Source organism: Variovorax sp. 770b2, assembly GCF_900115685.1.
In the GTDB taxonomy this organism is placed as follows: Bacteria; Pseudomonadota; Gammaproteobacteria; order Burkholderiales; family Burkholderiaceae_C; genus Variovorax.
Genome location: NZ_FOXJ01000003.1, coordinates 308764 through 332051 on the forward strand (window position 1 = coordinate 308764; position 23288 = coordinate 332051).

Genomic DNA, 23288 nt, shown 5'->3' on the forward strand with positions numbered 1-23288 from the left:
CGCGTCGATCGGCCGGGACCGATGCACGCGCCCGTCAAGCCATGTCGGTCGATCGCGTCAGCGCCTCATGGCGCGTCAGGCTCGCCTGCGTGGCGTCCAGCTTGGCGCGGACCAGCCCGAGCGCGTCGCTGCCGAGCAGCAGGTGCTGCGGCGGCTGCGGCATGTCCACCAGGGCGAGGATCGCCGCCGCGGCCTTGTCGGGATCGCCCAGCTGCTTGCCGCTCTTGTCCACGCGCGATTGCCGGATCGGATCGAACAGGCTGTCGTAGTCATCGATGGAACGGGCGCTGCGAACCATCGAGCGACCCGCCCAGTCTGTCCTGAACGATCCCGGGGCAACCGCCGTGACCGCGATGCCGAAGCCCTTCACCTCCTGGGCCAGCGTCTCGGAGATCCCTTCCAGGGCGAACTTGCTGCCGCAGTAGTAGCTGATGCCGGGCATCGTGATGTAGCCCCCCATCGAGGTGATGTTGACGATATGGCCGCGTCGGCGCTGGCGCATGAACGGCAGGAACGCCTTCATGACCGCGACCGCGCCAAAGACGTTGACATCGAACTGGCGGCGCATGTCGTCGAGCGACGATTCCTCCAGGATGCCCTCATGGCCGTACCCCGCGTTGTTGACCACGACGTCCACCGGCCCGTGCTCGGCTTCGACGGCAGCGGCCAGCGGTGCGACGGCGTCGAACTGCGTCACGTCGAGCAGCTTCGCATGCGCCCCTTCGCGAGTCTGCGTTCTGAATTCCGCCGCCGCCTGTTCGCTTCGAACAGTCCCGACGACGCGATGGCCCGCGTGCAGTGCGGCATTGGCGATGGCACGACCGAAGCCGCTGCTGACCCCTGTGATGAAGAATGTCCTGGTGTTTTTCATGCATCGATTCTCGGAATCGAAGGCGCCGAGCGCCAGTCCCGATGCGATGTTTGGTTTGCCTATTCCTATGAGCGGCACCTGATTTCCGCTCATCTTCAGCCCGTATTGATGCACAGTGCGATGAATGAAGAAATTGCGCGCATCGCCTCCCGATCTCGCAGCCGGCGCCCGCGAGGAGCGGCAGGCCCGCATGGTCGCGCTCCTGAAGCGGCTCGCGCCGCAGGAGGGCTACACACTGACGGCGCTGCCGGACGTGCGCTTTCTTCGCTCCGATCGCCCGTTGGCATCGACCCCCGTGCTCTATGAACCCGGGATCGTCGTGGTTTGCCAGGGCCGCAAGCGCGGACTCTGGGCGAACGAGGTCTACCTCTACGACGCGCAGCACTACCTCGCGGTGTCCGTGCCGGTGCCGTTCACCATGGAAACCGATGCAAGCGCCGACGCGCCCTTGCTTGCGATCTACTTCAGCCTCGATCTCACCGTCCTCGCCGGTCTTGCATTGCAGGTCGATGAACTCATCGAGAGTGCACCGAGCGCGCCGGCCGGCATGTTCTCGACACCGATGGACGACGCGTTGGCGCAGACCGTCCTCCGGTTTCTCGAGGCGATGGGTTCACCGGTGGAAGCTGTGTTGCTCGGGCCGGCGATCGTGCGCGAGATCTACTTCCGCGTGCTCATCGGCGAGCAAGGTGCATCGATGCGCGCGGCGCTCGCCGGCCGGGGCCAGTTCGGAAAGATCGCCAAGGCCGTGCGGCGCATCCACACCACGTTCAGCGATCGCCTCACCGTCGACCGCCTGGCACGCGAGGCGGGCATGAGCATCCCCACGTTTCACGCCCACTTTCGCACCATCACCCAGAGTTCTCCCATGCAGTACCTCAAGTCGGTACGCCTTCATCAGGCGCGCCTGCTGATGCTGCGAAACGAGAAGACGGCGTCCGCCGCGAGCATCGAGGTGGGATATGAAAGCGCGTCGCAGTTCAGTCGCGAGTTCAAGCGCTTCTTCGGACTCGGCCCGAGCGAGGAGATTGCACGCCTGAAGTCGAGCTTCGCAATGCCGCCTCTGCCGGGCAAGCAAGTGTGGGTGACATCACATTGAGCGTCGCGATATCTTGCGGGGGCTCCAGTGCACCAGCGACCTCACGTTGCTCCAGGAGCGCACTGTGACGAACATGGCGTGGCGTGGCGCTGACCTGGACGCAAGACTTGTCGATCCACGACACGTGCATCGACGACGGTGTGATCGACCTCCTTCCAACACCCATGGACAGGCGCCTTGCCATGTTGCCCCGACACTTCGGCCGCCCGTCATATCCACTCCGGCAGATGGCAAACCGCCCTCGCCCCCGGCAGACTCGAACGATGGCTACCACCGTCTTCACCCCACCGCCCTTCCCCGAACCCGACCAGCCCTTCGACACCCCCGAGGAGGCCGCGCGCGCCGCGCTGCAGGCGCTGCTGGTGCAGTCGATCGGCAACCGCAACGAGTTCGGCGGCGTCATCTGCAAGTTCAACAACAAGTTTCATGTCGCGCCGTACTTCGTGGGCGAGCGCAACAGCGTGAGCCCCGGGCTGCGGCTGCGCAACAAGGGCTGCATGCCGGTGGGGGCCGAAGCCGTGGCGGTGGCGTATTTCCACACGCATCCCAACGTCATGGGCGCCGGCATGACGATGCAGCCCGATGTATTTTCGGACGAAGACATCGGCGTGGCGAACGGCGCGGAGATCGACGCCTACATCGGCAGCGTCTCGGGCCTCTTCCTGAAGTTCGAGCGCTCGACGCAGAAGACCTACATCGCCGGCCAGTGCCTGCGCAATTCCGACACGGGGCCGGTGCCGGACTGGAAAAAGGTCAAGCGCAAGCTGGACCTGAAGTACGAATTCCTCTCCCCGTCCGCGCCGGAAAAAGCCGTGGTGAAGCCCAAGCCCCGCGTGCCGGACCGCAAGGCGCCCACGATGGCGCCGCTGCGGTAAGGTGCACCTCGAACCCGCTTGACCCGGCCCCTGCGGCCGCCTCGATAAAGGCGGTGTCCGGTCAAACCACGAGGTGATTCTTGAATGCTTCCGCCCGATTCCTGAACCCCGCCGAGGCCGCAAGGCGGCTCGGCGTTTCTGCCAAGGCCCTGCGCCTCTACGAGCAGCGCGGCCTCGTGCACCCGGCGCGCAACGCCGCCGGATGGCGCTCCTATGGCCCCGGCGAGATGACGCGCGGCGCCGAGATCGTGGCCCTGCGCGCGCTGGGCCTGAGCCTCGCCCAGGTGGCGCGTGTGCTGCAGGGCGATGCCGAGACACTGGAGACCGCGCTGGCCGCGCACCAGGCGGCGCTCGAAGGTCGCGTTCATCAGCTCGCGGGCACCGTCGAGAAGGTTCGCCATCTGCGGGCCGACCTCGCCCGAGGGCGGACGCCGACGGCCCAGGCGCTCACGCAGCTGCTGGCATCGGCCACGGGACCCGACATCGAATTCGAACTCCCCTGGCCCTGGGGTGGCGAGCTGTTCAGGCTGCGCGATGTCCGTCCGCTGAACTACATCGTCGGCCCGTTGGGCAGCGGCAAGACCCGGTTCGCGATGCGGCTGGCCGAGATCCTGCCGTCCGCCGTATTCCTCGGGCTCGGTCGGCTGGAAGGCGACGGTGCGACAGCGCAACTCGCCGCCGACCCGGTCCTCGCACGGCGTGTCGAACAGGCCCTGGCATGGCTTGTCGACGAGGGCGCGACGGTGTCCGATGCGTTGATCGCGCTGCTTGCCGGGCTCGAGGCCGAAGGCCGGGCCGCCGTGGTCGTCGACATGGTGGAACAGGGACTGGACGCTGCCACCCAGCAAGCCGTGATCGCGCACTTGCGCCGCCGCGGGCCCGACGCGCGGCCGCTCTTCCTGATGACGCGCTCCTGCGTGATCCTGGACCTGGGCGCGGTGGGTCCCGACGAATCGATCATCCTCTGCCCTGCCAATCACAGCCCGCCCAGCCGGGTCGCGCCTTACCCTGGAGCGCCGGGCTACGAGGCTGTTGCGACCTGCCTGGCCTCCCCCGAGGTGCGGGCGCGGACACAGGGTGTGATTGCATGGCGATCGCAAGCGGCGTGAGGTCCGGTCCTCTCGCCGAAAATCGATCCCATGCCAATTTCCGAAGCCACTTCACCGGTACAACTCGTCTGGCCGTCACACGCGCACCTGGCGGGCTACGTCGCCGCGCTCGAACGCGGATGGTCGCCCAACAACCTGCGGCCCGAAGCCGCGCAGGAAGAACTCCTGCTGATACGGGCGGATCCCGACGGCTTCCTGAAGAGCCTCGTGGACCGCGAAGCCATGGGCCCGCAAGTCACGCTCCCCGATGGCACCCAGGTCCCGCGCCTGCCTGGCTATCGGCGGTGGCTGTGGGACGGCGAGTTCTGCGGCAGCATCGGCCTGCGTTGGCAGCCCGGCACGAACAGCCTGCCCTCCTATTGCCTCGGCCACATCGGGTACGCCGTCGTGCCATGGAAAAGCGGCAGGGGGTACGCCAAGGAGGCGTTGCGTTCACTGCTGCCGGAGGCCGCTTCCATTGGGCTGGGCTATGTCGAGATCACGACCAGTCCGGACAACCTGGCCTCGCAGCACGTCATTCGCGCCAATGGCGGCGTGCTCGTGGAAGCGTTCATCAAGACGCCGGAGCTGGGGGGCACGCCGGAGCTGCGATTTCGCATCGCGCTCCAGAGCACCAGCGCAGGCTAGTGCTGCCGCGCATAGCGCCCCGGCGATTGCCCCACATGCCGGCTGAACGCCGTGCTGAACGTGCTGGCCGACCCGTAGCCCACGCGTTCGGCAACTTCCGCAATACCGAAGTCGTTGCGAGCGAGCAGGTCCTTCGCCACCGCCATGCGCCAGGCCAGCAGGTACTCCATCGGCGGCAGCCCGACGGCGCGCGAGAAGCGCTCGAAAAACGCCGACCGCGACAGCGCCGCCTTCTTCGCGAGCTCGGCGACCGTCCACGGCTGCGCCGGGTCGCCGTGCAGGTGCCGTAGCGCGATGGACAACCGCGCGTCCGCCAACCCACGCAGCAGCCCCGGCGGCGCGCCTTCGCCGGGTGTGGAGCGCAGCGCTTCGATCAGCAGCAGCTCGACCAATCGTTCGAGCACCAGGTCGCGCCCCGATTTCGCTTCGAGCGACTCTTCCCTCACAAGCTGCACGAGCACCGACAGCCGCCCGACGTCGCGCACGTGCAGCAGCGTCGGGAGCAGCGAGGCCAGCAGCGCGGCATCCGGCGAATCGAACGCGAAGTAGCCGCCGAGCATGCGCACGTCCGGCGGGCCTTCGCGCCTGCCGTGGCGGATGTCGTCGACCGGCGCGGGTGCGAGCTTGGGGTTCACGAAGACCGGGACCGCCGGCACGTCCGGTGTGAGGCCCGACATCGTGAACCCGGGCGTGAACGGCATGAGCACGAAGTCGCCGGCCGAGAGCGTGAGGGGCTCCTGCCCATCGACTGCGAGAACGCATTCGCCTTCGAGCATCGTGCAGAAGCTTGGCTCGCCGAAGGCCGAGTAACGCACGGCCCACGCGCCGGCGCCGCTGATGACCTTGGAGTACACCGCGCGCGGCCGAAGCAGCGAGACGACCTCTGCAAGGGGATCAGCCATTCAGGACTCCTGCAAACAAATGATGGACTGATGATTATAGAAAGTCCTGCCCATCGCCGATATCGTGACGCATCTTCCATTCACTCACCAAGGAAATCCCAATGAAGACCGTCCTGATCACCGGCTGCTCGTCTGGCTACGGCCTGGAAACCGCGCGCCACTTTCATGCGCAAGGCTGGCATGTCGTCGCGACCATGCGCACGCCGCGCGCCGAACTCCTGCCCCGCTCGGAGCGCCTGCGCGTGCTGCCCCTGGACGTGACGAAACCCGAGAGCATCGCCGCCGCGCTCGACGCTGCCGGCCCCATCGACGTGCTCGTGAACAACGCGGGCCTGGGTCTCTTCGGCGCGTTCGAGGCGACGCCGATGGCCACCGTGCGCGAGATCTTCGAGACGAACACGTTCGGCATGATGGCGATGACCCAGGCCGTGCTGCCGCAGTTCCGGCTTCGCCAATCGGGGCTGGTGATCAACGTGACCTCGACCGTCACGCTGGCGCCCATGCCGCTGGTGGCGGCATACACCGCGAGCAAGACCGCGATCGAGGGCTTCACCGAATCGCTCGCGTTCGAGCTCGAACCCTTCGGCGTTCGCGTGAAGCTCGTGGCGCCGGGCTATGGGCCGGGCACGCGCTTCACGGAGAACGGAGCGCAGCGCATGCAGGGTCTGATTCCCGAGGCGTATGCGCCGTTGGCGCAGTCCATCTTCGCGACGCTGGGCAACCCGGCGGCAGTGACCACCGCAAACGACGTGGCCGAAGCCGTGTGGCGTGCTGCGAACGATGCGAGCGCCAAGCTGCGCTATCCGGCGGGCGCGGACGCCCTCGCACTCTCCGGGGCGCAGTGACCTTGCCCGCCGCGCGGGTCACCGGGTGTTCAGGGCGACTCGTCCGCCTTCCAGAGTTCCCTGAGCACCGCCACGCCCAGGCAGGTCCGCCAGAGCCCGAACGGCACCAGCAAGGCGGCCGGGAGCCGGTGCAGCAGCGGCGCGAAGTGCAGCACCGCCCAGACCCCCAGCGCAGCGATCGCGAGGCCCCCCACGGCGTTCAGCAGGCCGCCGCTGAACCACTGCAGCTTCAGGAGCCGGACGGCCAGGTCCAGGAGCCGATCGGCGAGCTTGAGCTCGAAGTGGTCGGCAAGCACGTAGAGGCCCAGCAGCAGCAGCGGGACCACCGCGATGCCGATCAGGAACCACACCGAGATGTCGATCAGCGTGCGCATGCGCTTCAGGTACCCAGCGTTTCGACCATCAGGTCGATGAACCGCCTGACGCGCGGCTCCAGCAGGCGCCGTGTCGGATAGAGCGCGAGGATCTTCACGTCCCCTGCATCGAGACCCGGCAGCACCTGCTGCAGGCGGCCCGCGGCCAGGTCGTCCGCCACCAGGAAATCCGGAAGCAGCGCGATGCCCAGTCCCGCGACGGCGGCATCGCGCAGGGCCTCCCCGCTGTCCAGCCGCAGGCGGCTGCGGCCCTGGGCCTTGACCCACGCGCCATCGTCACTCCGGAAGCGCCAGCTCTGTCTTTGATTGCGGCTGCTGAAGAACAGGCAGTCGTGTGCCGCGAGCGCATCGATGTCCTGCGGCTCGCCACGCCCGGCGATGTAGGCGGGCGAAGCACACAGCGCGGCCTTGTACTTGGCGACCACGCGGGAGACGAGCCCCGTGTCGGCGCTGGCCTCTTGCGCACCGATGCGCACGGCCAGGTCGAAGCCGTCCTCGACGATGTCGGCCACGCGATCGGCGAAGCTCACCTCGGCCTGCAGCTCGGGCCAGGCCGCGAGGTATTTTTGCAGCAGCGGCAGCACCACGAGCCGGCCGAAGGCATCGGGCACGGTCAGGCGCAGCACGCCGCGCGGCGTGCCGCTGCGGCCCGCCACGCTCGCCTCGGCTTCGTCGACCGCCGAGAGGATCTGCAGGCCGCGCGCGTGGAACACCCGGCCTTCGTCGGTGAGGCTCAACGTGCGCGTCGTGCGGTTCAAGAGGCGCACGCCGAGCCGGTCTTCCAGCCGGCTCACCGCCTTGCCCGCGGCCGACCGCGTGAGGCCCATGGCCTGTCCGCCGGCAATGAAGCTGCCCTCGTCGACGACGGCCAGGAAGACCAGGATCTCGTTCAGGTTCGCACGCAGCATGGGTGGTGGCCGTGGCCGTGGCCGTGGTGATGGTGGTGATCGTTCTGGTCGGCGATGTGGAAAGTTCTTCGCGTCTGTGTAGAAGCCGCTTCGCCAATGGCGTGACTACAGTCGTTCATCACTCTCCAGAACAGAAAGAAAGAAAGCGCTTATGAAACAGCAGCCCGCCCTCTACAGCCACGGCGTGCCATGGGAAGAGACCTTCGGCGTCGGCCAAGGGTACAGCGTGAACGGCACGATCTACATCTCGGGGCAGTTCTCGCACGACATGCAGGGCGCATTCGTCGGCGAAGGCGACATCGCCGTGCAGACCCGGCAGACGCTGGACAACCTGGACCGCGTGCTCGCGGGATTCCACGTGACGAAGACGAACCTTGCCGAGCTGGTGATCTACGTGACCGACCCGCAAGCGCACACGGAGGCACTGGTGCCGGTGTTCAAGGCGTACATGGGAACGCATCGGCCGGCGGTGACGCTGGTCGGCGTGACGGCGCTGGCGTTTCCGCACCAGCTGATCGAGATCAAGGCGGTGGCGCATACCGATTGATTGGCGCGAGCGGCCTCCGGAGCCTCCTCGCGCCCCGCCTGCCCGGACGACGCCAGACTATATGCAATGTATATAATGCATATACGTTTCATATAGAGGTAGCCCATGGGCATCGTCAAGATTTCGGACCTGATGCATGAGAACCTTCGCGTGGCGGGCAACGCCCTCAGCAGGTCCATCAATTCGCAGGCAGAGCACTGGATGCGGGTCGGCATGCTGACCGAGATGCACCCGGAGCTGGACTACCGGGAGGTCTGCCAACTGCTGATCCAGGCCGAACTGTCGGGGGGCCTGGACATCACCGCAGCCGCCACGGCCCCGGCTGGCAAACCGCGCTCATCGTCGAACGGAAAGCCCCAGTGACCGGCGGCAGCGTTCCCATCAAGTCCGCAGAAGAACTCGCGATGTCGCGACGGGCCGCCCAGCTTGCGGCGGAGGTGCTCGCCATGATCGAGCCCCACGTCGTGCCGGGCGTGAGCACCGAAGCGCTCGACCGGATCTGCCACGACCACATCGTGAACGTGCAGGGCGCCGTTCCTGCCAACGTGGGGTACGAGGGGTATCCGAAGACCATCCTCACCTCCGTCAACCAGGTGGTGTGCCACGGCATCCCCTCGGCCGACAAGATCCTGAAGAAGGGCGACATCGTCAACATCGATGTCGCCGTCATCAAGGACGGCTGGTTCGGCGACACCAGCCGCATGTTCTTCGTAGGCGAGCCCAGCGTGCTGGCGCGGCGGCTGGTGGAGACGACCTACGAAGCCATGCTGGCCGGCATCCGGCAGGTCAGGCCCGGCGCGACGCTGGGCGATGTGGGCCATGCCATCCAGTCGGTCGCGCAGCGCGAGCACTTCAGCGTGGTGCGCGAATACTGCGGGCACGGCATCGGCCAGATCTACCACGACGAGCCGCAGGTGCTGCACTACGGGCAGCGCGGGCAAGGCCTCACGCTGGCGCCGGGGATGGTCTTCACCATCGAGCCGATGCTCAACGCAGGCAAGCGCGACACCCGGCAAATGCCCGACGGGTGGACCGTCGTGACGAAGGACAGGTCCCTCTCCGCCCAGTGGGAACACATGGTGGCCGTCACGCCCGGGGGATACGAGGTGCTCACGGCCTGGCCAGGGGGCACGGGCGCCTACGCACCGGTCTGAAAAAAACGCCTACAGCGCGAGCCACTCCCAGCGCTTGTAGGCCCATTCGTACTTTCCGCACGCATAGGACACCAGCGTGTCGACGGCCGCCTCGGCGCTCAAGGGTTCGACGCTGTGATAGTGCGCTCCCGTGGTGACCAGCTGGTGCTCCAGATGAAAGCCCTTGGCATCGGCATACACCTGCATGTACGTTCCACCGCGCAACTCGATGACGGCGAATGCAGATGCCTCGTCCTTCAGCAACGGGACCCAGTGGCGGATGTTGGCTTCGTTCGCTTGCTCCGTCACACCGAAATCGGGACAGTCCAGCATGGGCGTCTGGTACTCCGCGCCGATGTCGAAGACCAGGTGCTCCTGCGCGGTCGATGCGCCATTCCTGAAGATGACGATGAAGAAGCAATCGCGAATGTCCAGCGGCACATGCACCAGCAGCGCATCGTGCGCCTTGGCGCGCCGGGCGAAGACCTGCGCGAGCTCGGGCGCCGCCCAGTCCTTCAGCCGCAGCGGCTCACGAAGGCTCTGCGCAAGCGCCACCGCACTGCGCTTGACGGCATCGCTGGGGGCGAGCTCCTCGGTGCCGCCCTGCAGCAGGTCGAGGTACTCGTGGAGCTGGATGAGCCTGGAAGGAGGCGGCTTCGGTTTGCGAGAAAAGAACATGGGGATGTGGCTCTCGTGAAGCCGTGATTCTGTCGCAGGCAGCGGACCCGGCGTTGCGCCATCGGCCGCAGCGCGTTCGTATCGACAGGCCCTAGCGCTTCAACCAGCCCAGCCCCTTCGCATGCAGGCTCTGCACATAGAGCCGCTCGCGCGTCTCGGTGACGGCCGTCGTCTCGGGGTAGGCGCCCGTCGCGTCCTGCAGGCTCGCGAGCACCTTGCCGTCTTCGCTGAACGCCACCACGTGGCCATAGGCCTTGGGCACCGGCCACAGCGCGCGCGGCAGGCGCATCGTCACGCTGCGGAGGAACGGCTTGTCTGCCAGCTTGTCGATGGTCGGGTTGCGCGGCTTCACCAGGCCCACCCAGAGCTTGCCGTCGAGGCCGCGCATGAGGTTGTCGGGGTAGCCGGGCAGGTTGTCGAGCAGAACGGCGGCCTGCGGGTTGGTGCCCGCGGCGGCATCGAGATCGCGCGCCTCGATGTTGATCTTCCAGACGCGGTACTTGCCCGTCTCGGCGACGAACAGGCTTTTTTCGTCGGCGCTCAATGCAATGCCGTTCGCGAACGCCAGGCCGCGCGCGACCACGCGCGTCGTCCTGGCGGCCGGGTCGTAGGCGAGCACGCGGCCCGTGGCCGATTGCTCGAGGATGTCGAGCACGCTGGCCTCGAAGGTGCCGCCCCACTCGGCCGGCGAGAAGCGCGTCGATGCATCGGTGAAATACATCGTGCCGCTGCGCGCCACCACCACGCCGTCGGCATAGCGGATCGGCTGGCCGTCGACCTGGTTGGTGAGCACGGTGATCTGCTTGGAAGGGCTCACCGACAGCAGCCCCTTGATGGCGTCGGCCGCGATGAGATTGCCGCTCGCATCGAAGTCGAAACCCAGCACGCGCCCGCCCGTGTTGACGAACACTTCCTGCGCGGTGCCGTCGGGCTTCATGCGAAGGATGTTGCCGCTGAGCACCGTGGTGTAGAGCTTGCCGTCGGGGCCGATGGCGATGTGCTCGGGGCCCTCTTCGCGGCCGAGGTCGATCATGTTGAGCTGGGCCAGATGGTCGTTCACCGCGAAGGCGCCGGTGTAGCCGAGGTCGGCGGGCGCGGACCAGACGACGGGCTTGACGGGGACGGGCCAGAGGGCGAGGTAGGCGAGGGCTGCGAGGAGCAGGAGGGCGAGCAGGGCGAGGGTTTTCTTCAGCATGTGTCTGTTCTTCTTCGCTCTTTGAAGGAGCTGCGATTCTGGCTGTTTTCGCTGGGCTCAAGTAAGCTCGCGCGCACACGCCCGGAGGCGGAGGAGACCGAACATGATGCGACTGCTCGTGATTGCGCTTTTGGCTTTCGGTGCCTGGAAAGGCTATGAGCACTACCAGGCGAAGCGGCTTTCGGCCATGCAGAGCGAGCAGCCGGCGGCGCTCAATTTCTCCAGCAAGCCGGCCCCTTCGACTGCAGCGGCGAACTTCTCGTGCGACGGGCGCAAGTACTGCTCGCAGATGACCTCTTGCGCGGAGGCGACCTACTTCCTGAAGAACTGCCCCGGCGTGAAGATGGACGGGAACAACGACGGGGTTCCCTGCGAGCAACAGTGGTGCCGTTGAGAAGGCGTTGCGCCGAACGCTTAGCGTGAAGCAGCCGCGACGTGCGGGACACCATCCGGCTGAACCTGCAACCACGGCCACCGCGTGCGATACGACGCAGCCTTCGCGCCGAACAGATCGCGATGCGGCATCAGCGGATTCATCGTCAGCACGCCGTCGTACAACAAGACAAGGCCGTTCGGCGCGTAGAGCTCGCCTGGCCGGACGCCGACGCATGTCGCCGGAACAAGGAAGCGATCGATCCCGTCGCGGGCGCTGCGCAGTGCCTCGTAGGGGTGACCGAAGTACGACTCGTACCAGAGATGAACGCGCGCCTGGTTCGAAGCTTCGACCGTGATGCCGAGATCGCCGAGCACTTCGTCCACTTGCGCTTGCACGCGACGCTCGCCTGCCTCGCTCGTGTCGCTGGCGTCGAAGTAGAACAGGTCGTAGTCCTTGATGCCTGCTTCCGGCGCATTGCCCGAGCGCAGGTTCCACACCGTTTGAAAAAGACAGCCGGCGACCAACCATCCGTCTGGGAGCGACAAGGCGTTCCATCGCTCGAGGATGGTTCGGTTGTTGCTGTTCTGGAGGATGTCGGAGAGGAAGCGTTCTTGCATGGGGTAAAGGTAGGAGAGCCAACAAGCGCAGTGGAAATTGGCGGAGGGGCAACAACCACAAGTGTCCTGCGAACAGCAGCCGTAACGCCGCCAACGCTACCAAGCCCTAACGCTCCGCCAGCTCGGCCAGATACCGCCGCAGCAACGCCACCCGCTGCGGCCTGAAGCTCGCGCCGGTGGCCTGCACATCCTGGATGCGCTCGGCGCGGAACATCCGGAAGTCCTCCCGCAGGCAACAGGGCGACAACGCGTTCTACGTTTCGGTGCGCGGCGAGACGGCGCAAGAGATCGCTTCGCTGTGGGAGAAGCTGGCCGAGGGCTCGACGGTGTTGCAGCCGATTGCCGCATCGCAGTGGTGCGCGCTGTATGGGATGTTGAAGGACCGGTTCGGGGTGGTGTGGGTGTTGGATGTCGCGGCGCAGTACAACCCCGGTTGATCAACGCGACGAGGGGCCGCCCTCGGCCCGCTAATGGCCGACTGAAACTTTTCAGCCGGCAGCATTCATGAAGGCCCCGGTAGCCAGAGATTCAAGAAATTCGCGTTGCTCGGGAGTCAACAGTCTTCGCGGTGTGTACCCATCGGCGTCTGGCTCTGCAGTAGCAGCGGCCAGCCAAGCGCGAGCTTCCGTCATGACGGCCTGCTGCTCCTCGGGTGAGTACTGGTCAGACATTTCGAAGCTGACCCGCTCGATCTCGTCGGCGACAAAGTTTTCGTCGCGAAACGTGTCGTCGGCCAGGAACACCAGTGCCCAGAGGTATCTGACAACTTCAGCAGCGAGGCTTTTCATGGGCTTGTTTGGGTCGGGTGGTGTTGGGAGCGTAGGTCCGCAGTATTCACTGGAAGCTGAAGACCAACAGCAAATTGTTCGCAGGCATCGCATGCCGCTCGCGCAACGCGAGGCCTGCGCGGCGCGCCTCGGCCGCCACGTCTTCCAGGCGGCGGATGCCCCATGCGGCATTGCGGGCGCGCAGGTCTTCGTCGAACGCCGTGTTGCTCGGCGCTGTCGGCACGTCGTCTTCGAGGTAAGGCCCGTAGGTGATCAGCAACCCGCCAGGACGCAGATGCCGCGCGGCGCCTTGCATCAGGGCGGCGCATGTGGGCCAGGGCGCGATGTGCAGCATGTTGGCGCAGTAGATGGCGTCGAACTTTTGTTCTTCCCCCTCCCCTCCTTCTCCTCCTTCAGCGAACGCGTGGCCCTGCGATGGCCATTGAGGTGACATCACGTCGAGGAGGAGCGGTGGACGGAGATTGGGGAGTGCGGCTTCTGCGACGCGGGCTGCGAGGGCGGGGAGCGTGCGGGGGTCTGCGTCGGTGGGTTGCCAGGTCCATTGGGGCATGGAGGCGGCGAACCATGTGGCGTGTTGGCCTGTGCCGGAGGCGATTTCCAGCACGGTGCCTTGCTCGCCGACGATGCGGGCAAAGGCATCGAGGATCGGCTGCTTGTTGCGGTCGGCGGCTGGGCTGCAGGGAAGGTCGAGCATTTGAAGAGCGGGCATCTGGTTGGGGCAATCGAGCGCTGGCGGCAGCGCTCTTCTCTTTTGAATCGCCACGGTCACATGCGCGTGAATCTTACCGGGCACCGAGGCATCGTCGGATCAGCGGGCGATGGATGGTCGCGACATGCGCGCCGAGGCACGCGGCGTAGCTTTCGTCCTGAAGACAAGACGGTCTGCGGGCCATTTACCGGCTAAGCAAGAGGCCGCTTCAGACTGGTTGCTGATTTTTGGTGCCATATGGCGAATGGGTACTATCGGCCAGAAGCGGAACTTGGGAGGCGCGGCAGAATTCGGCCGGAGATGAATCCTGAACTTGAAGGGATCGCGTGAGCGTCGAACATAAATTTGAATGGGGTCCCCAGACGATGCCTCGACCGAGCGAGGCGGATATGAAACGACTGGCAGCCATGGTTCAGCGCGGTGAGCTGCATCCAATGCTCAATCACACAAAGTGGGCGGAGCTTCGGACCGAGATGCTCGCGGCGCCTTCTGAACAGCGCCCTCAGTTCCGGGCTCGCAGCGTGTTCGCGCCGCCGGACTTCTGCACTGCGTGGGACGGCGAGTTTTACTATCAAGTCCATCCCGTTGCAGACTTGGAGTGGATGGAGCTACAAGCCGCCTCTTCGACCTGGCTATGCGACACCCTCCGGCGTCACAGCATTCCGTACTCGCTTGAAGCTGGCGTTGTGCGGGTTTGGGGTTATACGCGGCCCGGTCTACAACCAGAATGGCAGTAAGCGGCCAACACCAGACGCTCAACTACACGGCTGGTAGTCGGCCCAGACCATTGCGGAAATGGCTCATCGTGAAGTTCCTAGCCGGAGCAAGACATTCCCAGTCCAGCCTCGTAGTTACGTCGCCTGCCCTCAGTCCACCCGCACGGACTGCTCCACGCGCTGGAACAGCGGCCGCTGCATTGCCGCTTCGGCTTCCTGGAACACCAGGGTGAAGAGCAGCGTCTGCGTCGGCGTTGCGACGATGTATTGGCGCTGAACTAGGTTCCCGTACTTCGATGTACGCACCGACTCGCTGGTGAGGGCACGCTGGCCACCGAACGTGACTACCCGCATTGGAGTCACCGAGATTAATGTGTTGCCCAAGTGACGCGCGTACTCCCTCAAATAGTCCTCCATGCGAGGGGCCAGGGCTTTCAGCGTTTCGTCCGTTGCCCCGGCGATGTACGCCCGGGTAATGGTCGGGGGCTGTTGGCTCGTCACTTTGATCTGCGATGACGTACGGTCCTCGAACTGCCCTACTGCCAGCAGCACCGCCTTGGTTTTCACCTGGTCGCCAACCGTTCCAGCAATCCCCGGCTTTCCTGCGTCGGCCGCTCGAATGCGCTCCTCCATTTCGACTAGAGCATGCTGTGAACGCCACTCGCGCGGCACAGAGATATGAACACCACGTCCGATGTCCCTAGGTAGAAGCTCGGTCTCCGTGTCTGCCAACGCACTACTTGCGCACACCAGGACGGAGAGAGAAATTGCCGCAACTCCCGAGATCTTGACCATCGCTGTACCTCCCATCAACGCGACTGTAACCGGATGGTCTGTCTGGCTAAGGGCGCGCGATGCAGGGGCAGTGCTTTATGCGCTGGTTCACTGTCCCCGCCCGTTGGCGTCTTGGACAACCACATCACCGTTGAGCAGTGGAGCAATTTCTGCTCAATGTCCGCTTTCGACGAAGGCGAACTTCCGCTTCGGGCCCAAAGCCGAAGTTCGATTCGCTCCAAAGCGGCCTCTCGCCGCTGGCTCAGGTAGTGTTCCCGACAATCTATTCGGTATTGAGTACGTATTGCCCGAAGATTGGGACTGGACCCCGTGAGCTCTTCTCTAAGTGCAGATCAAGGCTTTCCATTCTGTGTGTTTCGAACAGCAAGCAGCCAAAAGACCAGACCTCCAACTGCGCCTGAACCAAGATAGTTAAGCGAATCGAACAGCCCCGACTGAGCCCAGCGTACGGAGTCGAACGGCATGGCAAGCTCGTTCCAAAATGGAACGGCAAGCAAAAGGCCGCCAAGAGCAAATTGCCACCAACGTTTGAGGTTCCAACGTTTCATCGCCGCGTATGCGGGCAGACCGAAGACCAGGGCACACAGAATTGCTATCGGAAATCCTACGATCCAATAGAAAGGGAGTCCGCACCAAGCGAATGTTCCCGCGAACAAGCCAACTCCACAGGTACCGGCGGTCGCCAAGGCTACGCCAGCGCAGGCGGAAAAGCAGAGCAACCCAAGAAATCGAAGCATCCGTCTGCCTTAAGTTGTGGTGTGGCGGGGCCGCTTTTGATTTGCATCGAGGCGAAGCCAAGTTGTTGCGCGGGGACACGAGCAACGTCTGCAATTGGCCGATGGTACCTATTCTCCCGATCCCTCCGAACGTCGCCAATCGCTGCACGCGAACGTCATCGCGAGTCCCGTTCAAAATCTAAAGTGAGCGCCAAGCCGCGATGAACACTTGGCGCCCCGAGCCCTTACCCGATCGGTCCCACCTCCTGATACAACGCCTTCGCATCCTGCGCGAGATCAGAAGCAAGCCACACCAGGTTCTCCCGATGCGCTGGCCCCACCTCCTCGAACCATCCATCGTCTGAGCCGTAGCAGCACCACAGCAGCGTGTGCAGTTGCTCCAGCTTGTTCTCAAGAACATCCGATGCGGTTTGCGCGGATGCGTTGGAAGAGTTCGTCCGGGGACCCCGGGACATAATTCGATCAGCCATGTGTTGTGCTTTCTTAAAGGTTATGCACGTCATGCGGTTAGACGGTCATGGTGTTCGCGCACCGTGGCCGTCGCCTTTTGTGCCTCACGTTCGCATCGCTGCTCATCGCCGCGACAGCCCGCCGTGAAGCGGAGCGGTTCATCTGCTCATTGATCTCTGTTCGGTGTGTTTGCGTGTGCTGCCTTCGTCGCCCACTTGGTGGGTCATCGAGTCACAAGGGCATTCACTGTAGAGAACCTCAGCCCCGCGCAGCAAAAAATTCTGCCGAGTAATTCTCGAATTGCGCAGCTAATCGCCGCACAAAAGCAGCAATACACAAAGCCCTGACAGAGCGCTCCTGCAGTTCACTTTTCGCAGCGTCGGCAGCTGCAAAAACGGCGCGTCCGCCACGGGCAAATCAGCCAGTCACGATCGACAGCCAATCACCTCTGCCCGAACTCCCGCGCATGCTCCACCGCGTACTTGATGAGCTCCGCCTGCCCTTCGATGCCCAGCCGCCGCTTGATGCTCTGGCGGTGCGCCTCCACCGTGCGCACGCTCAAAGACAGGTCGCGCGCAATCTGCTTGCTCGATTCGCCCCGTCCGAGCGCGGTGAGGATCTCGCTCTCGCGCGGCGTGAGCAGCGGGCGTGGCGCCTGGTTGCGAAAGAGCTTCTTCGAGACCGCTGGGCTGAGGAACGTGCCGCCCGCCGACACCGCCTCGATGGCGGCCACGATCTCGGCCGCGGGCGCGTCCTTCAGCACGTAGCCGCGCGCGCCCACCTGCATGGCCTTCTGCACGTACTCGGGGTTGTCGTACATGCTGAGCATCACGATGTGCGGCGCGGGATGCAGTGCCTGGCCCGGGTCGCGTTGCAGCACCTGCGCGGCCAGGTCGATGCCGTTCATGTCCTTCATGCCGACATCGACCAGCATGAGGTCGCACCGCACCGTGTCGATGAGCGCGAGCGCCTCGGCGCCGCTGCCGGCCTCGCCGACGATCTCCAGGTTGGGCATGGCGCCCAGGCGCGCGCGCAGGCCGTCGCGCACGAGCGGGTGGTCGTCCACGATGAAGAGGCGGATGGGCTTGGGTGGCTGCGCTGCCGATGGTGCTGCTGCTGCTGCTGCTGTCATTCCGGCCTCGCGCTGTGGGCCGGCACCTCGGCCTCGATGGATGTGTGGCCGCGGCCCGAGCGCATCGCCAGGCGCCCGCCGATCGCCTCGATGCGCTCGCGCATGTTGCGAAGGCCGATGCCGTGGCTGGGGTCCAGCTGCATCGCCTCGACGTCGAAGCCCACGCCGTCGTCGCTCACCTCCAGCCGCACGGCCTCGTCGGTAAAGCCGAGCGAGATGTGCACGCGGTGCGCCTCCGCGTGCTTGCGCACGTTGGTGAGCGCCTCTTGCGTCACGCGAAAGAGCGCGGTCTTGGCCTCTTGCGAGAGCTCGAAGGGCTCGCCCTCGACCATGATGGACGCGTCGATGCTGCCCTCTTCGCCGAACTCGTGGCCCAGGCGCTCCAGCGCGGCGGGCAGGCCCAGCGTGTCGAGCAGCGCGGGGCGCAGGCGGTGCGAGATGCGGCGCACCTCGATGAGCGAATCATTGAGGCGCTGCAGCGCCTTGCCGAGCGCCGGCGGCGCGGGCTGGTGGTCGCGGCCGAGCGCATCGACGGCCGATTCGATCAGCAGCTTGGCCGACACCAGCGTCTGGCTGGTGCCGTCGTGCAGCTCGCGCGCGAGGTGGCCGCGCTCTTCTTCCTGCGACTGCACCACGCGGCGCGCGAGGAGGCGCAGCTTGGCTTCGGCCACGCGGTGTTCGCTGAGGTTCAAGAAGAGGCCCGCCGCGCTCACCACGCCCAGGCACAGCGCCGCGATGCCCGCGATCCACAGCAGCGTGGCGGTGACGTTGGCGTTCATCTGCTTGTCCAGCGCGTCCATGGTCGATTCGATGTCGTCCAGGTACAGGCCGGTGCCGACCATCCAGTTCCAGCGCGGCAGCGTCGTCACGTAGCCCAGCTTGGGCGCCATCTGCGCGCTGGAGGGCTTGCGCCATTCGTACTCGACGTAGGCACCGCCGTTTTCTTTCGCGCCCTTGATGAGCTCCTGGATGGTGAAGCGCCCGTGCGAATCGCGCATGCCCCAGAGGTTCTGGCCGACCAGCTCGGGCTGGCGCGAATGCATGAGGGAGTTGCCCTCCAGGTCGTACACGAAGAAGTAGCCGTCGTCGCCGTAGTCGAGCGCGGCGAGGCGGCGCAGGGCCTCGTTGCGGGTGGCCTCGTCGTCCTGGCCGGAGTCGTACAGCGGCCGCAGGTTGCTCACGGCCAGCTCGACGTAGCTGCGCAATTCGCTGCGCCGCTGGGCCATGTAGCTGCGCTCGATGAGGGCGCGCTCGCGCTGTGCGAGGTCGTGCTCCTGGTGCCGCACCGCGAGGGCCACGAGCACCAGTGCGACGAGCAGCGGGGCGACGGCCAGCGCGACGATCTTGGTGCGGAGGTTCATGGGGGAGGAAGACTACCACTGGGGAGGGGTGGGAGAATTGGTCCGCGGGTTCGAGGAAAAAGTCCATGCGGTGACGTTGGTTGACAGTGCGCCGCGCCGGATCGGCCTACAACACAGGCACGCCAACCAATGAAGGATGAAGCATGGAGCTATGCACCAAGGGCCGTGCGCAAGGAAAGCCGCAGGAGTCCTATCGGAAGCGCGCCCTGCCCGGCTGGAGCAATTCGCCTCTCACGGAGCGACTGATCCTGTCCTGCCCGATGACGCGATGACGCGATGGGACTGATCGTCAGCCGCACCGGACGACGGTGAAATCTGGGGGCTCGATGCCCTCAGGCAAATCTCAGCGCTCCTCCCTGAACCCGGGAAGCGGCTGCGGGTTGCAGTCCGGCAGGTCCAAGGCCATGGCGTCCGGATAGAGCTGCACCGATGCGAAATCGTTGCTCGACACGCCAAGCTGCTTTCTCTCCCGATAGGCATGCGAGGAGAGCCTGATGGGCAACTCCACAGGGAGCAGGATGCGCAGCGCACGCCCGGTGTTCTCGGCACGCCTGCGCGCCAGCGCCTGTGTCGCGGCGAGGGACGTTCCCGTCGCCTCGATCGACGCCCCCGTTTCGACAGAGGCATCGATGTATCTCGCGAACATCGATTGGGCGCGATCGATCCATGCAACCAGCTTGACGACCTGGGCGCTGTCGAGATCGGCTGAACCATCGGTGAAGGCCAGCGGGACCTGAACGATGCGTTGGCATGCCGATGCGCAAGCACAAGCCGCGAAAAGAAGGATCGATGCGAGCGCTCTAGCTTGCATAGAACACCTCGCCCCAGACGATGTAGCCGGCAATGCTGTCTGCGTTGGTCTTCATCTTTTCAGGCTCCGCTTTCGCTGCGGCCCGACTCGAGCGCAGGTAGTAGAGGGTGTCGAAGCTGCAGAAGCAGTCGTCGAAATGAGTGACTTCGTGAATCAATGTCGAAAGCATCGAGTCCTCGTCTGCGGAAAGCGGACGAAGCTCACAGAACTTCAGGTTGATCGCGATGGTGCGAGTTCTGGTATCCGGCTTGCAGACCGCCGCAGCAGCGTCTTCGGCATTGCGCGGCAGTATGCAGCCCACGTTCTTCAACGCGGTCTCGGAAAAGCGAACGAAGTTGCTGCAATTCAAAGCGCGAAGCACCCGCGCGCAAGCGACGAGGCCCGTTCTCAGGTACTCGCGCATCGGTTGATCCGACGCACCGAACCAGTCTTTCACCCGAAGCTGCTCGAGCTCTCCCCAGCGCTCCAGCTCCGGCAGCCGCTTTTTCTCGATGAGCGATACCGCCTTGTCCCGCAGGTCCAGCACCAAAGTACAGAACGCCTTGTTCGTCATGTCCGGGCAGATGTTTTCGGTCTGCTCAGCCTCCGGCGGATGCTTCACGCCGTCGTCCACCAGCCTCTTCATGCCGATGCGCCCGGCGTGTTCATCCACGAGCGCAAGAGCCATCACGTCATCGGGTGGCGGCTCCCCGTCGGCGCCGTGCCACAGATCGTCATGGCAGGAGGTGGTTTGAAGCATGGAGGCGATGGGCTGCGGCCGAGGACATTGGCACATGACCACATCTCCAGCCAACGCGACCTCCGAGATGAAGCCCTCGCGTCGCGGGCCGCCGGCCTTGGCGATGATGCCGACGCTGTGGCATCCCTCGCAATAGGCTCGGCCGCCTATCAAGGCGACCTGATGGCCGTGGATGGTCGAGCTCAGTGCACCGACATAAGGCAGCACCCGGCCGCCGCAGATCGGCGGATCGCCGACCACAAGAGTTCTGCGCAACATTTCCTGCTCCCGAAGTTCTGGACTTCAGGTTTTAGGTCGATGCACCGAATGACACTGTTGCCCAACGTCAATCGGGTTGGGCGTTTTCCTCGCTATCGCGGGATTTCGCTCGGGGGCCTGTCGGTCCGTCCGGAGTTTTTGTTTTGCGGCAGCAAGCCGCGCTCGCCCAGCCCCTCCATCAGCGCCTCCTGATCCGCACCACCTTCGGCGTCCATCTGCGTGACGGGGATCTTTCGCGAGAAGCCCGGTGGATTCATCGCGTGCCGGCGGCAGTCCCGCTTATCCGCCGACTGCCAAAGGCACGGGCCGGCGTCGGAATTCCGTCAGGTACAGCAGCAAGGCCATCGACACAAACCCACCCCCCAGCAGGCACAACCCGGTCCAGCCGTGGAACGCATACACCGCGGCCGCAATGCCCGAAGCCACCGCGGCGCAAATGAAGATGAACGTCATGAAGAGGCCATTGAGCCGGCCGCGCAGTTCAGGCGCCAGCATGAAGAGGCTGCGGAAGTTGAGCACCTGGCACAGCTGCACCGCCCCATCGAGCAGGATGCCGGCTGCGACCAGCCCGGCCAGCGAATGGAAGTGCATCGACACGGCGCCCAGCACGAAGGACAGCAGCGCGACGACGATGGCCGCGCCCGTCGCGGGACGGGTCCATCCACGGTCGGCCAGCCGCCCCGCGACCGGGGCCAGCAAGGCGCCCGCCGCACCCGCCAGCGCGAAGAGGCCGATGCCGCGTTGTCCCATCCCGAACTCATGCACCAGCGCCAGCGGCACGGCCGTCCAGAAGGCCTGGAAGGCCGCGAACATCATTCCCTGGTACCACCCGCGGCGGCGCAAGAGCGGCGTGTTCCACACGATGCCCGGCAGCGACGCCATGGTGCGCGCATAGCCGATGGACGCATGCGGCCGGCGCTCGGGCAGCACGCGCCACAGCACGGCGATGAGCGAGGCCATGAGCACGGCCGAGATCCAGAACAGCGCGCGCCAGCCCAGGCTCGCGGCCACCATGCTCGCAAAGGGCCGCGCCAGCATGATCCCGCCCAGGAGACCCGCCATGATGTTGCCGACCACCTTGCCGCGTGATGCCTCGGGCGCCAGGTGCGAGGCAAAGGGCAGCAGCACCTGCGCCGCGACCGCGCAGGCGCCGACCACGAACGATGCCGCGAGAAAGGTCACGGCCGAATTGGAGAGCGCGATGCCCACCAGCCCGATGACCGCGCCGAACAGCGCGCCGATGATGAGCCGCCGGTTCTCGACCACGTCGGCCAGCGGCACCAGCAGCAGGAGGCCCGCGCCGTAGCCCAGCTGGGTCAGCGTCATGATCAGGCCGGCCAGGCCCGCGTGAAGCTCCAGCGCATCGGAGATCGGGCCGATCAGCGGCTGGGCGTAGTAGATGTTCGCCACGCACAGGCCGCAGGCCACGGCGAAGACGAAGGTCAGTGCGGGTGTCAGCGCGGGAGGTTGCGCGGGGGGTGGCGCGGAGGAGGCGCCGCCATGGCTGGCACTGTGGGCCTTGTCGGCCCGGGCGATGTTCGCCGCGGTGGGGGTGGGAGCGTCGGGGAGTGGCACTGGAGGCCTCGGTAACTGGGGAGCGGTGGGAGCGAAAAGAGGGGGGTGCCAAGGGTTAACCCGGCCCCGAGTCACCTTAGCACGCGCGTTCGATTCCTGCAGGCGCAGGCTCAATCAATGCAGGCTGGTGGGCCGGCCCGAGGCCACCCAGGCATCGAGCCCGCCGGTGAGCGGCAAGGCGCGCCGCGCACCGCGCGCCAGCAGCACGCGCGCCGCCTGCGCGGCCGACACCTCGTTGGGGCAGTTGCAGTACAGCACCACGTCGCGGTTCGGGTCGATCGCCAGGTCCAGGTGGCGGTGCTGCAGCGCCTTGAGCGTGTAGGGCAGCGCACCCGGAATGCGGCGCGGATCGACCTGCACGCCGGCCTTGCCGCGCACGTCGATGATCAAGGGGGGCTCCTCGCCGCCCAGCATGTCGTACAGCTCGTCCACCGAGATGCGCGGCATGCCGGTGAGCCGCATGAAGGCGCGGCGGCGCCAGTAGCGCACGGCCAGGATCACCAGCAGCAGCACCGCGATCGCCGCGGTGGCAATGCCGCCGGCCTGCGCCAGCACGGCGAGCACTTCCTGGATCTGGTTTCGGAAGGCCCAGCCCAGGCCCAGGAACAGGCCCGTCCAGATGAGCGCGGCGCCCACGTCGAAGCCGATGAAGCGCCGCACCGACATGCCCAGCGCGCCGGCCATCGGCGGCGCCACCACCGAGACGCCCGGCACGAACTTGGCGGCCACCAGCGACAGGCCGCCCCAGTCGGTGATGAGCGATTCGCCGCGCCGCACGCACGAGTCGGGCGACAGCGAGATGCGGCACAAAAGGCGCATGAAGCGGTAGCCGAAGCGGCGGCCCGCGTAGAACCAGGCGCCGTCGCCCAGCAGGTTGGCGATGACCGCGGCGAGCACCACGCCGATGACCGACACATCGCCCGCCGCCAGCAGCGCCCCCGTGACCACCAGCACCGCGGCGGCCGGCACCGGCAGCCCCAGGCGTGCGGCAAAGCTGGCGACGAACACCACGAGGATCGCGTTCTGCACCAGCAGCGACATCAGCTGTGCCATGCCAGCCT

At 65.7% G+C, this 23288-nt stretch carries 30 protein-coding genes; 11 read left to right on the plus strand and 19 right to left on the minus strand.

Features of this window, described 5'->3' with window-relative positions:
- Nucleotides 1-34: 34 nt before the first annotated feature.
- The gene (locus tag BM133_RS20675) at nucleotides 35-871 is read right to left on the minus strand and encodes an oxidoreductase (RefSeq protein ID WP_093437747.1); all 837 of its coding nucleotides are present in this window, start codon (nucleotides 869-871) and stop codon (nucleotides 35-37) included.
- A 190-nt stretch (nucleotides 872-1061) separates the two neighbouring features.
- Between BM133_RS20675 and BM133_RS20680 the strand changes: the two genes are divergently transcribed.
- The 4 genes from BM133_RS20680 (at nucleotide 1062) to BM133_RS20695 (ending at nucleotide 4581) form a co-directional block, all read left to right on the plus strand.
- On the plus strand, nucleotides 1062-1970 hold the full coding sequence (locus BM133_RS20680) for an AraC family transcriptional regulator (protein WP_256219288.1): 909 nt from the start codon (nucleotides 1062-1064) through the stop codon (nucleotides 1968-1970).
- 263 nt (nucleotides 1971-2233) lie between these two features.
- Nucleotides 2234-2845, plus strand: a complete 612-nt coding sequence (locus BM133_RS20685; RefSeq protein WP_177224893.1) for a DUF4329 domain-containing protein — start codon at nucleotides 2234-2236, stop codon at nucleotides 2843-2845.
- Between the two features lie 80 nt (nucleotides 2846-2925).
- The gene (locus tag BM133_RS20690; protein ID WP_093437751.1) at nucleotides 2926-3954 is read left to right on the plus strand and encodes a MerR family transcriptional regulator; all 1029 of its coding nucleotides are present in this window, start codon (nucleotides 2926-2928) and stop codon (nucleotides 3952-3954) included.
- Nucleotides 3955-3984: 30 nt separating this feature from the next.
- Complete coding sequence (locus BM133_RS20695; RefSeq protein WP_093437753.1) at nucleotides 3985-4581, plus strand: GNAT family N-acetyltransferase; 597 nt, start codon at nucleotides 3985-3987, stop codon at nucleotides 4579-4581.
- On the opposite strand, the gene BM133_RS20700 is transcribed toward BM133_RS20695, so the two are convergent.
- Nucleotides 4578-5483, minus strand: coding sequence for an AraC family transcriptional regulator (locus tag BM133_RS20700; RefSeq protein ID WP_093437754.1), 906 nt, complete (start codon nucleotides 5481-5483; stop codon nucleotides 4578-4580). The two genes, BM133_RS20695 and BM133_RS20700, sit on opposite strands and share 4 nt — an antisense overlap.
- A 101-nt stretch (nucleotides 5484-5584) precedes the next feature.
- On the opposite strand from BM133_RS20700, the gene BM133_RS20705 reads away from it, so the two are divergent.
- Nucleotides 5585-6328, plus strand: a complete 744-nt coding sequence (locus BM133_RS20705) for an SDR family oxidoreductase (RefSeq protein ID WP_093437756.1) — start codon at nucleotides 5585-5587, stop codon at nucleotides 6326-6328.
- Between the two features lie 29 nt (nucleotides 6329-6357).
- Here BM133_RS20705 and BM133_RS20710 read toward each other — a convergent pair whose 3' ends face one another.
- Nucleotides 6358-6702, minus strand: a complete 345-nt coding sequence (locus BM133_RS20710) for a hypothetical protein (RefSeq protein ID WP_093437757.1) — start codon at nucleotides 6700-6702, stop codon at nucleotides 6358-6360.
- Nucleotides 6703-6707: 5 nt separating this feature from the next.
- Nucleotides 6708-7610, minus strand: coding sequence for a LysR family transcriptional regulator (locus BM133_RS20715; protein WP_093437759.1), 903 nt, complete (start codon nucleotides 7608-7610; stop codon nucleotides 6708-6710).
- A gap of 151 nt (nucleotides 7611-7761) precedes the next feature.
- Here BM133_RS20715 and BM133_RS20720 point away from each other — a divergent pair, with 151 nt between their 5' ends.
- The 3 genes from BM133_RS20720 (at nucleotide 7762) to map (ending at nucleotide 9311) form a co-directional block, all read left to right on the plus strand.
- Nucleotides 7762-8157 (plus strand): RidA family protein, encoded by a 396-nt coding sequence (locus tag BM133_RS20720; RefSeq protein ID WP_093437760.1) that lies wholly within the window; start codon nucleotides 7762-7764, stop codon nucleotides 8155-8157.
- A 105-nt stretch (nucleotides 8158-8262) separates the two neighbouring features.
- Nucleotides 8263-8520, plus strand: a complete 258-nt coding sequence (locus tag BM133_RS20725; protein ID WP_093437762.1) for a ParD-like family protein — start codon at nucleotides 8263-8265, stop codon at nucleotides 8518-8520.
- Nucleotides 8517-9311 carry a type I methionyl aminopeptidase gene (gene map / locus BM133_RS20730; protein WP_256219289.1) on the plus strand — a complete coding sequence of 265 codons (795 nt, stop codon included), beginning with the start codon at nucleotides 8517-8519 and terminating at the stop codon, nucleotides 9309-9311. Before BM133_RS20725 ends, map begins: the two co-directional genes overlap by 4 nt.
- A gap of 9 nt (nucleotides 9312-9320) precedes the next feature.
- Here the strand turns inward: map and BM133_RS20735 are convergent, their stop codons facing one another.
- Nucleotides 9321-9968: a hypothetical protein gene (locus tag BM133_RS20735; RefSeq protein ID WP_093437764.1), complete on the minus strand. Its 648-nt coding sequence runs from the start codon at nucleotides 9966-9968 to the stop codon at nucleotides 9321-9323.
- 91 nt (nucleotides 9969-10059) lie between these two features.
- Entirely contained in the window at nucleotides 10060-11163 is a 1104-nt protein-coding gene (locus BM133_RS20740; protein WP_093437766.1) for an SMP-30/gluconolactonase/LRE family protein, read from the minus strand.
- 106 nt (nucleotides 11164-11269) lie between these two features.
- On the opposite strand from BM133_RS20740, the gene BM133_RS20745 reads away from it, so the two are divergent.
- On the plus strand, nucleotides 11270-11557 hold the full coding sequence (locus BM133_RS20745) for an excalibur calcium-binding domain-containing protein (RefSeq protein WP_256219290.1): 288 nt from the start codon (nucleotides 11270-11272) through the stop codon (nucleotides 11555-11557).
- 20 nt (nucleotides 11558-11577) lie between these two features.
- Here the strand turns inward: BM133_RS20745 and BM133_RS20750 are convergent, their stop codons facing one another.
- Together BM133_RS20750 and BM133_RS35765 are read right to left on the minus strand one after the other, a co-directional pair.
- Complete coding sequence (locus BM133_RS20750) at nucleotides 11578-12156, minus strand: nucleotidyltransferase family protein (RefSeq protein ID WP_093437770.1); 579 nt, start codon at nucleotides 12154-12156, stop codon at nucleotides 11578-11580.
- 106 nt (nucleotides 12157-12262) lie between these two features.
- Nucleotides 12263-12370 carry a hypothetical protein gene (locus BM133_RS35765; RefSeq protein WP_371286350.1) on the minus strand — a complete coding sequence of 36 codons (108 nt, stop codon included), beginning with the start codon at nucleotides 12368-12370 and terminating at the stop codon, nucleotides 12263-12265.
- Between BM133_RS35765 and BM133_RS20755 the strand changes: the two genes are divergently transcribed.
- The gene (locus tag BM133_RS20755; protein WP_256219291.1) at nucleotides 12333-12593 is read left to right on the plus strand and encodes a VOC family protein; all 261 of its coding nucleotides are present in this window, start codon (nucleotides 12333-12335) and stop codon (nucleotides 12591-12593) included. The two genes, BM133_RS35765 and BM133_RS20755, sit on opposite strands and share 38 nt — an antisense overlap.
- A gap of 51 nt (nucleotides 12594-12644) precedes the next feature.
- On the opposite strand, the gene BM133_RS20760 is transcribed toward BM133_RS20755, so the two are convergent.
- Together BM133_RS20760 and BM133_RS20765 are read right to left on the minus strand one after the other, a co-directional pair.
- Nucleotides 12645-12944: a hypothetical protein gene (locus tag BM133_RS20760; RefSeq protein WP_093437772.1), complete on the minus strand. Its 300-nt coding sequence runs from the start codon at nucleotides 12942-12944 to the stop codon at nucleotides 12645-12647.
- Between the two features lie 46 nt (nucleotides 12945-12990).
- Nucleotides 12991-13638, minus strand: coding sequence for a DUF938 domain-containing protein (locus BM133_RS20765; protein WP_093437775.1), 648 nt, complete (start codon nucleotides 13636-13638; stop codon nucleotides 12991-12993).
- Between the two features lie 422 nt (nucleotides 13639-14060).
- Between BM133_RS20765 and BM133_RS35770 the strand changes: the two genes are divergently transcribed.
- Nucleotides 14061-14390, plus strand: coding sequence for a DUF6678 family protein (locus BM133_RS35770; RefSeq protein WP_371286352.1), 330 nt, complete (start codon nucleotides 14061-14063; stop codon nucleotides 14388-14390).
- A 129-nt stretch (nucleotides 14391-14519) separates the two neighbouring features.
- Here BM133_RS35770 and BM133_RS20775 read toward each other — a convergent pair whose 3' ends face one another.
- From BM133_RS20775 to BM133_RS20810, 9 genes are all read right to left on the minus strand, one after another.
- Nucleotides 14520-15164: a hypothetical protein gene (locus BM133_RS20775; RefSeq protein ID WP_143100171.1), complete on the minus strand. Its 645-nt coding sequence runs from the start codon at nucleotides 15162-15164 to the stop codon at nucleotides 14520-14522.
- A 332-nt stretch (nucleotides 15165-15496) separates the two neighbouring features.
- A complete protein-coding gene (locus BM133_RS34710; RefSeq protein ID WP_143100172.1) occupies nucleotides 15497-15712 on the minus strand; it encodes a hypothetical protein in 216 nt (71 codons plus the stop codon).
- 413 nt (nucleotides 15713-16125) lie between these two features.
- Nucleotides 16126-16371 carry a hypothetical protein gene (locus BM133_RS20780; RefSeq protein ID WP_256219292.1) on the minus strand — a complete coding sequence of 82 codons (246 nt, stop codon included), beginning with the start codon at nucleotides 16369-16371 and terminating at the stop codon, nucleotides 16126-16128.
- Between the two features lie 422 nt (nucleotides 16372-16793).
- Nucleotides 16794-17483, minus strand: coding sequence for a response regulator transcription factor (locus BM133_RS20785; RefSeq protein WP_093437787.1), 690 nt, complete (start codon nucleotides 17481-17483; stop codon nucleotides 16794-16796).
- The gene (locus BM133_RS20790; RefSeq protein ID WP_093437790.1) at nucleotides 17480-18844 is read right to left on the minus strand and encodes a cache domain-containing protein; all 1365 of its coding nucleotides are present in this window, start codon (nucleotides 18842-18844) and stop codon (nucleotides 17480-17482) included. The genes BM133_RS20785 and BM133_RS20790 overlap by 4 nt, the downstream gene beginning before the upstream one ends.
- A 343-nt stretch (nucleotides 18845-19187) precedes the next feature.
- The gene (locus tag BM133_RS20795) at nucleotides 19188-19655 is read right to left on the minus strand and encodes a hypothetical protein (RefSeq protein WP_093437792.1); all 468 of its coding nucleotides are present in this window, start codon (nucleotides 19653-19655) and stop codon (nucleotides 19188-19190) included.
- Nucleotides 19645-20652, minus strand: coding sequence for a M35 family metalloendopeptidase (locus BM133_RS20800; protein WP_093437795.1), 1008 nt, complete (start codon nucleotides 20650-20652; stop codon nucleotides 19645-19647). The genes BM133_RS20795 and BM133_RS20800 overlap by 11 nt, the downstream gene beginning before the upstream one ends.
- Before the next feature lie 279 nt (nucleotides 20653-20931).
- Nucleotides 20932-22110 (minus strand): MFS transporter, encoded by a 1179-nt coding sequence (locus BM133_RS20805; RefSeq protein ID WP_093438256.1) that lies wholly within the window; start codon nucleotides 22108-22110, stop codon nucleotides 20932-20934.
- Nucleotides 22111-22341: 231 nt separating this feature from the next.
- Nucleotides 22342-23280 carry a VTT domain-containing protein gene (locus BM133_RS20810; RefSeq protein ID WP_093437797.1) on the minus strand — a complete coding sequence of 313 codons (939 nt, stop codon included), beginning with the start codon at nucleotides 23278-23280 and terminating at the stop codon, nucleotides 22342-22344.
- Nucleotides 23281-23288 lie beyond the last annotated feature (8 nt).

Excerpts from the sequence above, each read along its gene's own strand:
- BM133_RS20675 (WP_093437747.1), bottom strand. The coding sequence starts at position 871 with ATGAAAAACACCAGGACATTCTTCATCACAGGGGTCAGCAGCGGCTTC.
- BM133_RS20680 (WP_256219288.1), top strand. The coding sequence starts at position 1,062 with ATGGTCGCGCTCCTGAAGCGGCTCGCGCCGCAGGAGGGCTACACACTG.
- BM133_RS20685 (WP_177224893.1), top strand. The coding sequence starts at position 2,234 with ATGGCTACCACCGTCTTCACCCCACCGCCCTTCCCCGAACCCGACCAG.
- BM133_RS20695 (WP_093437753.1), top strand. The coding sequence starts at position 3,985 with ATGCCAATTTCCGAAGCCACTTCACCGGTACAACTCGTCTGGCCGTCA.
- BM133_RS20700 (WP_093437754.1), bottom strand. The coding sequence starts at position 5,483 with ATGGCTGATCCCCTTGCAGAGGTCGTCTCGCTGCTTCGGCCGCGCGCG.
- BM133_RS20705 (WP_093437756.1), top strand. The coding sequence starts at position 5,585 with ATGAAGACCGTCCTGATCACCGGCTGCTCGTCTGGCTACGGCCTGGAA.
- BM133_RS20710 (WP_093437757.1), bottom strand. The coding sequence starts at position 6,702 with ATGCGCACGCTGATCGACATCTCGGTGTGGTTCCTGATCGGCATCGCG.
- BM133_RS20715 (WP_093437759.1), bottom strand. The coding sequence starts at position 7,610 with ATGCTGCGTGCGAACCTGAACGAGATCCTGGTCTTCCTGGCCGTCGTC.
- BM133_RS20720 (WP_093437760.1), top strand. The coding sequence starts at position 7,762 with ATGAAACAGCAGCCCGCCCTCTACAGCCACGGCGTGCCATGGGAAGAG.
- BM133_RS20725 (WP_093437762.1), top strand. The coding sequence starts at position 8,263 with ATGGGCATCGTCAAGATTTCGGACCTGATGCATGAGAACCTTCGCGTG.
- BM133_RS20735 (WP_093437764.1), bottom strand. The coding sequence starts at position 9,968 with ATGTTCTTTTCTCGCAAACCGAAGCCGCCTCCTTCCAGGCTCATCCAG.
- BM133_RS20740 (WP_093437766.1), bottom strand. The coding sequence starts at position 11,163 with ATGCTGAAGAAAACCCTCGCCCTGCTCGCCCTCCTGCTCCTCGCAGCC.
- BM133_RS20745 (WP_256219290.1), top strand. The coding sequence starts at position 11,270 with ATGCGACTGCTCGTGATTGCGCTTTTGGCTTTCGGTGCCTGGAAAGGC.
- BM133_RS20750 (WP_093437770.1), bottom strand. The coding sequence starts at position 12,156 with ATGCAAGAACGCTTCCTCTCCGACATCCTCCAGAACAGCAACAACCGA.
- BM133_RS35765 (WP_371286350.1), bottom strand. The coding sequence starts at position 12,370 with ATGTTCCGCGCCGAGCGCATCCAGGATGTGCAGGCCACCGGCGCGAGC.
- BM133_RS20760 (WP_093437772.1), bottom strand. The coding sequence starts at position 12,944 with ATGAAAAGCCTCGCTGCTGAAGTTGTCAGATACCTCTGGGCACTGGTG.
- BM133_RS20765 (WP_093437775.1), bottom strand. The coding sequence starts at position 13,638 with ATGCTCGACCTTCCCTGCAGCCCAGCCGCCGACCGCAACAAGCAGCCG.
- BM133_RS35770 (WP_371286352.1), top strand. The coding sequence starts at position 14,061 with ATGGTTCAGCGCGGTGAGCTGCATCCAATGCTCAATCACACAAAGTGG.
- BM133_RS20775 (WP_143100171.1), bottom strand. The coding sequence starts at position 15,164 with ATGGTCAAGATCTCGGGAGTTGCGGCAATTTCTCTCTCCGTCCTGGTG.
- BM133_RS34710 (WP_143100172.1), bottom strand. The coding sequence starts at position 15,712 with ATGAAACGTTGGAACCTCAAACGTTGGTGGCAATTTGCTCTTGGCGGC.
- BM133_RS20780 (WP_256219292.1), bottom strand. The coding sequence starts at position 16,371 with ATGGCTGATCGAATTATGTCCCGGGGTCCCCGGACGAACTCTTCCAAC.
- BM133_RS20785 (WP_093437787.1), bottom strand. The coding sequence starts at position 17,483 with ATGACAGCAGCAGCAGCAGCAGCACCATCGGCAGCGCAGCCACCCAAG.
- BM133_RS20790 (WP_093437790.1), bottom strand. The coding sequence starts at position 18,844 with ATGAACCTCCGCACCAAGATCGTCGCGCTGGCCGTCGCCCCGCTGCTC.
- BM133_RS20795 (WP_093437792.1), bottom strand. The coding sequence starts at position 19,655 with ATGCAAGCTAGAGCGCTCGCATCGATCCTTCTTTTCGCGGCTTGTGCT.
- BM133_RS20800 (WP_093437795.1), bottom strand. The coding sequence starts at position 20,652 with ATGTTGCGCAGAACTCTTGTGGTCGGCGATCCGCCGATCTGCGGCGGC.
- BM133_RS20810 (WP_093437797.1), bottom strand. The coding sequence starts at position 23,280 with ATGGCACAGCTGATGTCGCTGCTGGTGCAGAACGCGATCCTCGTGGTG.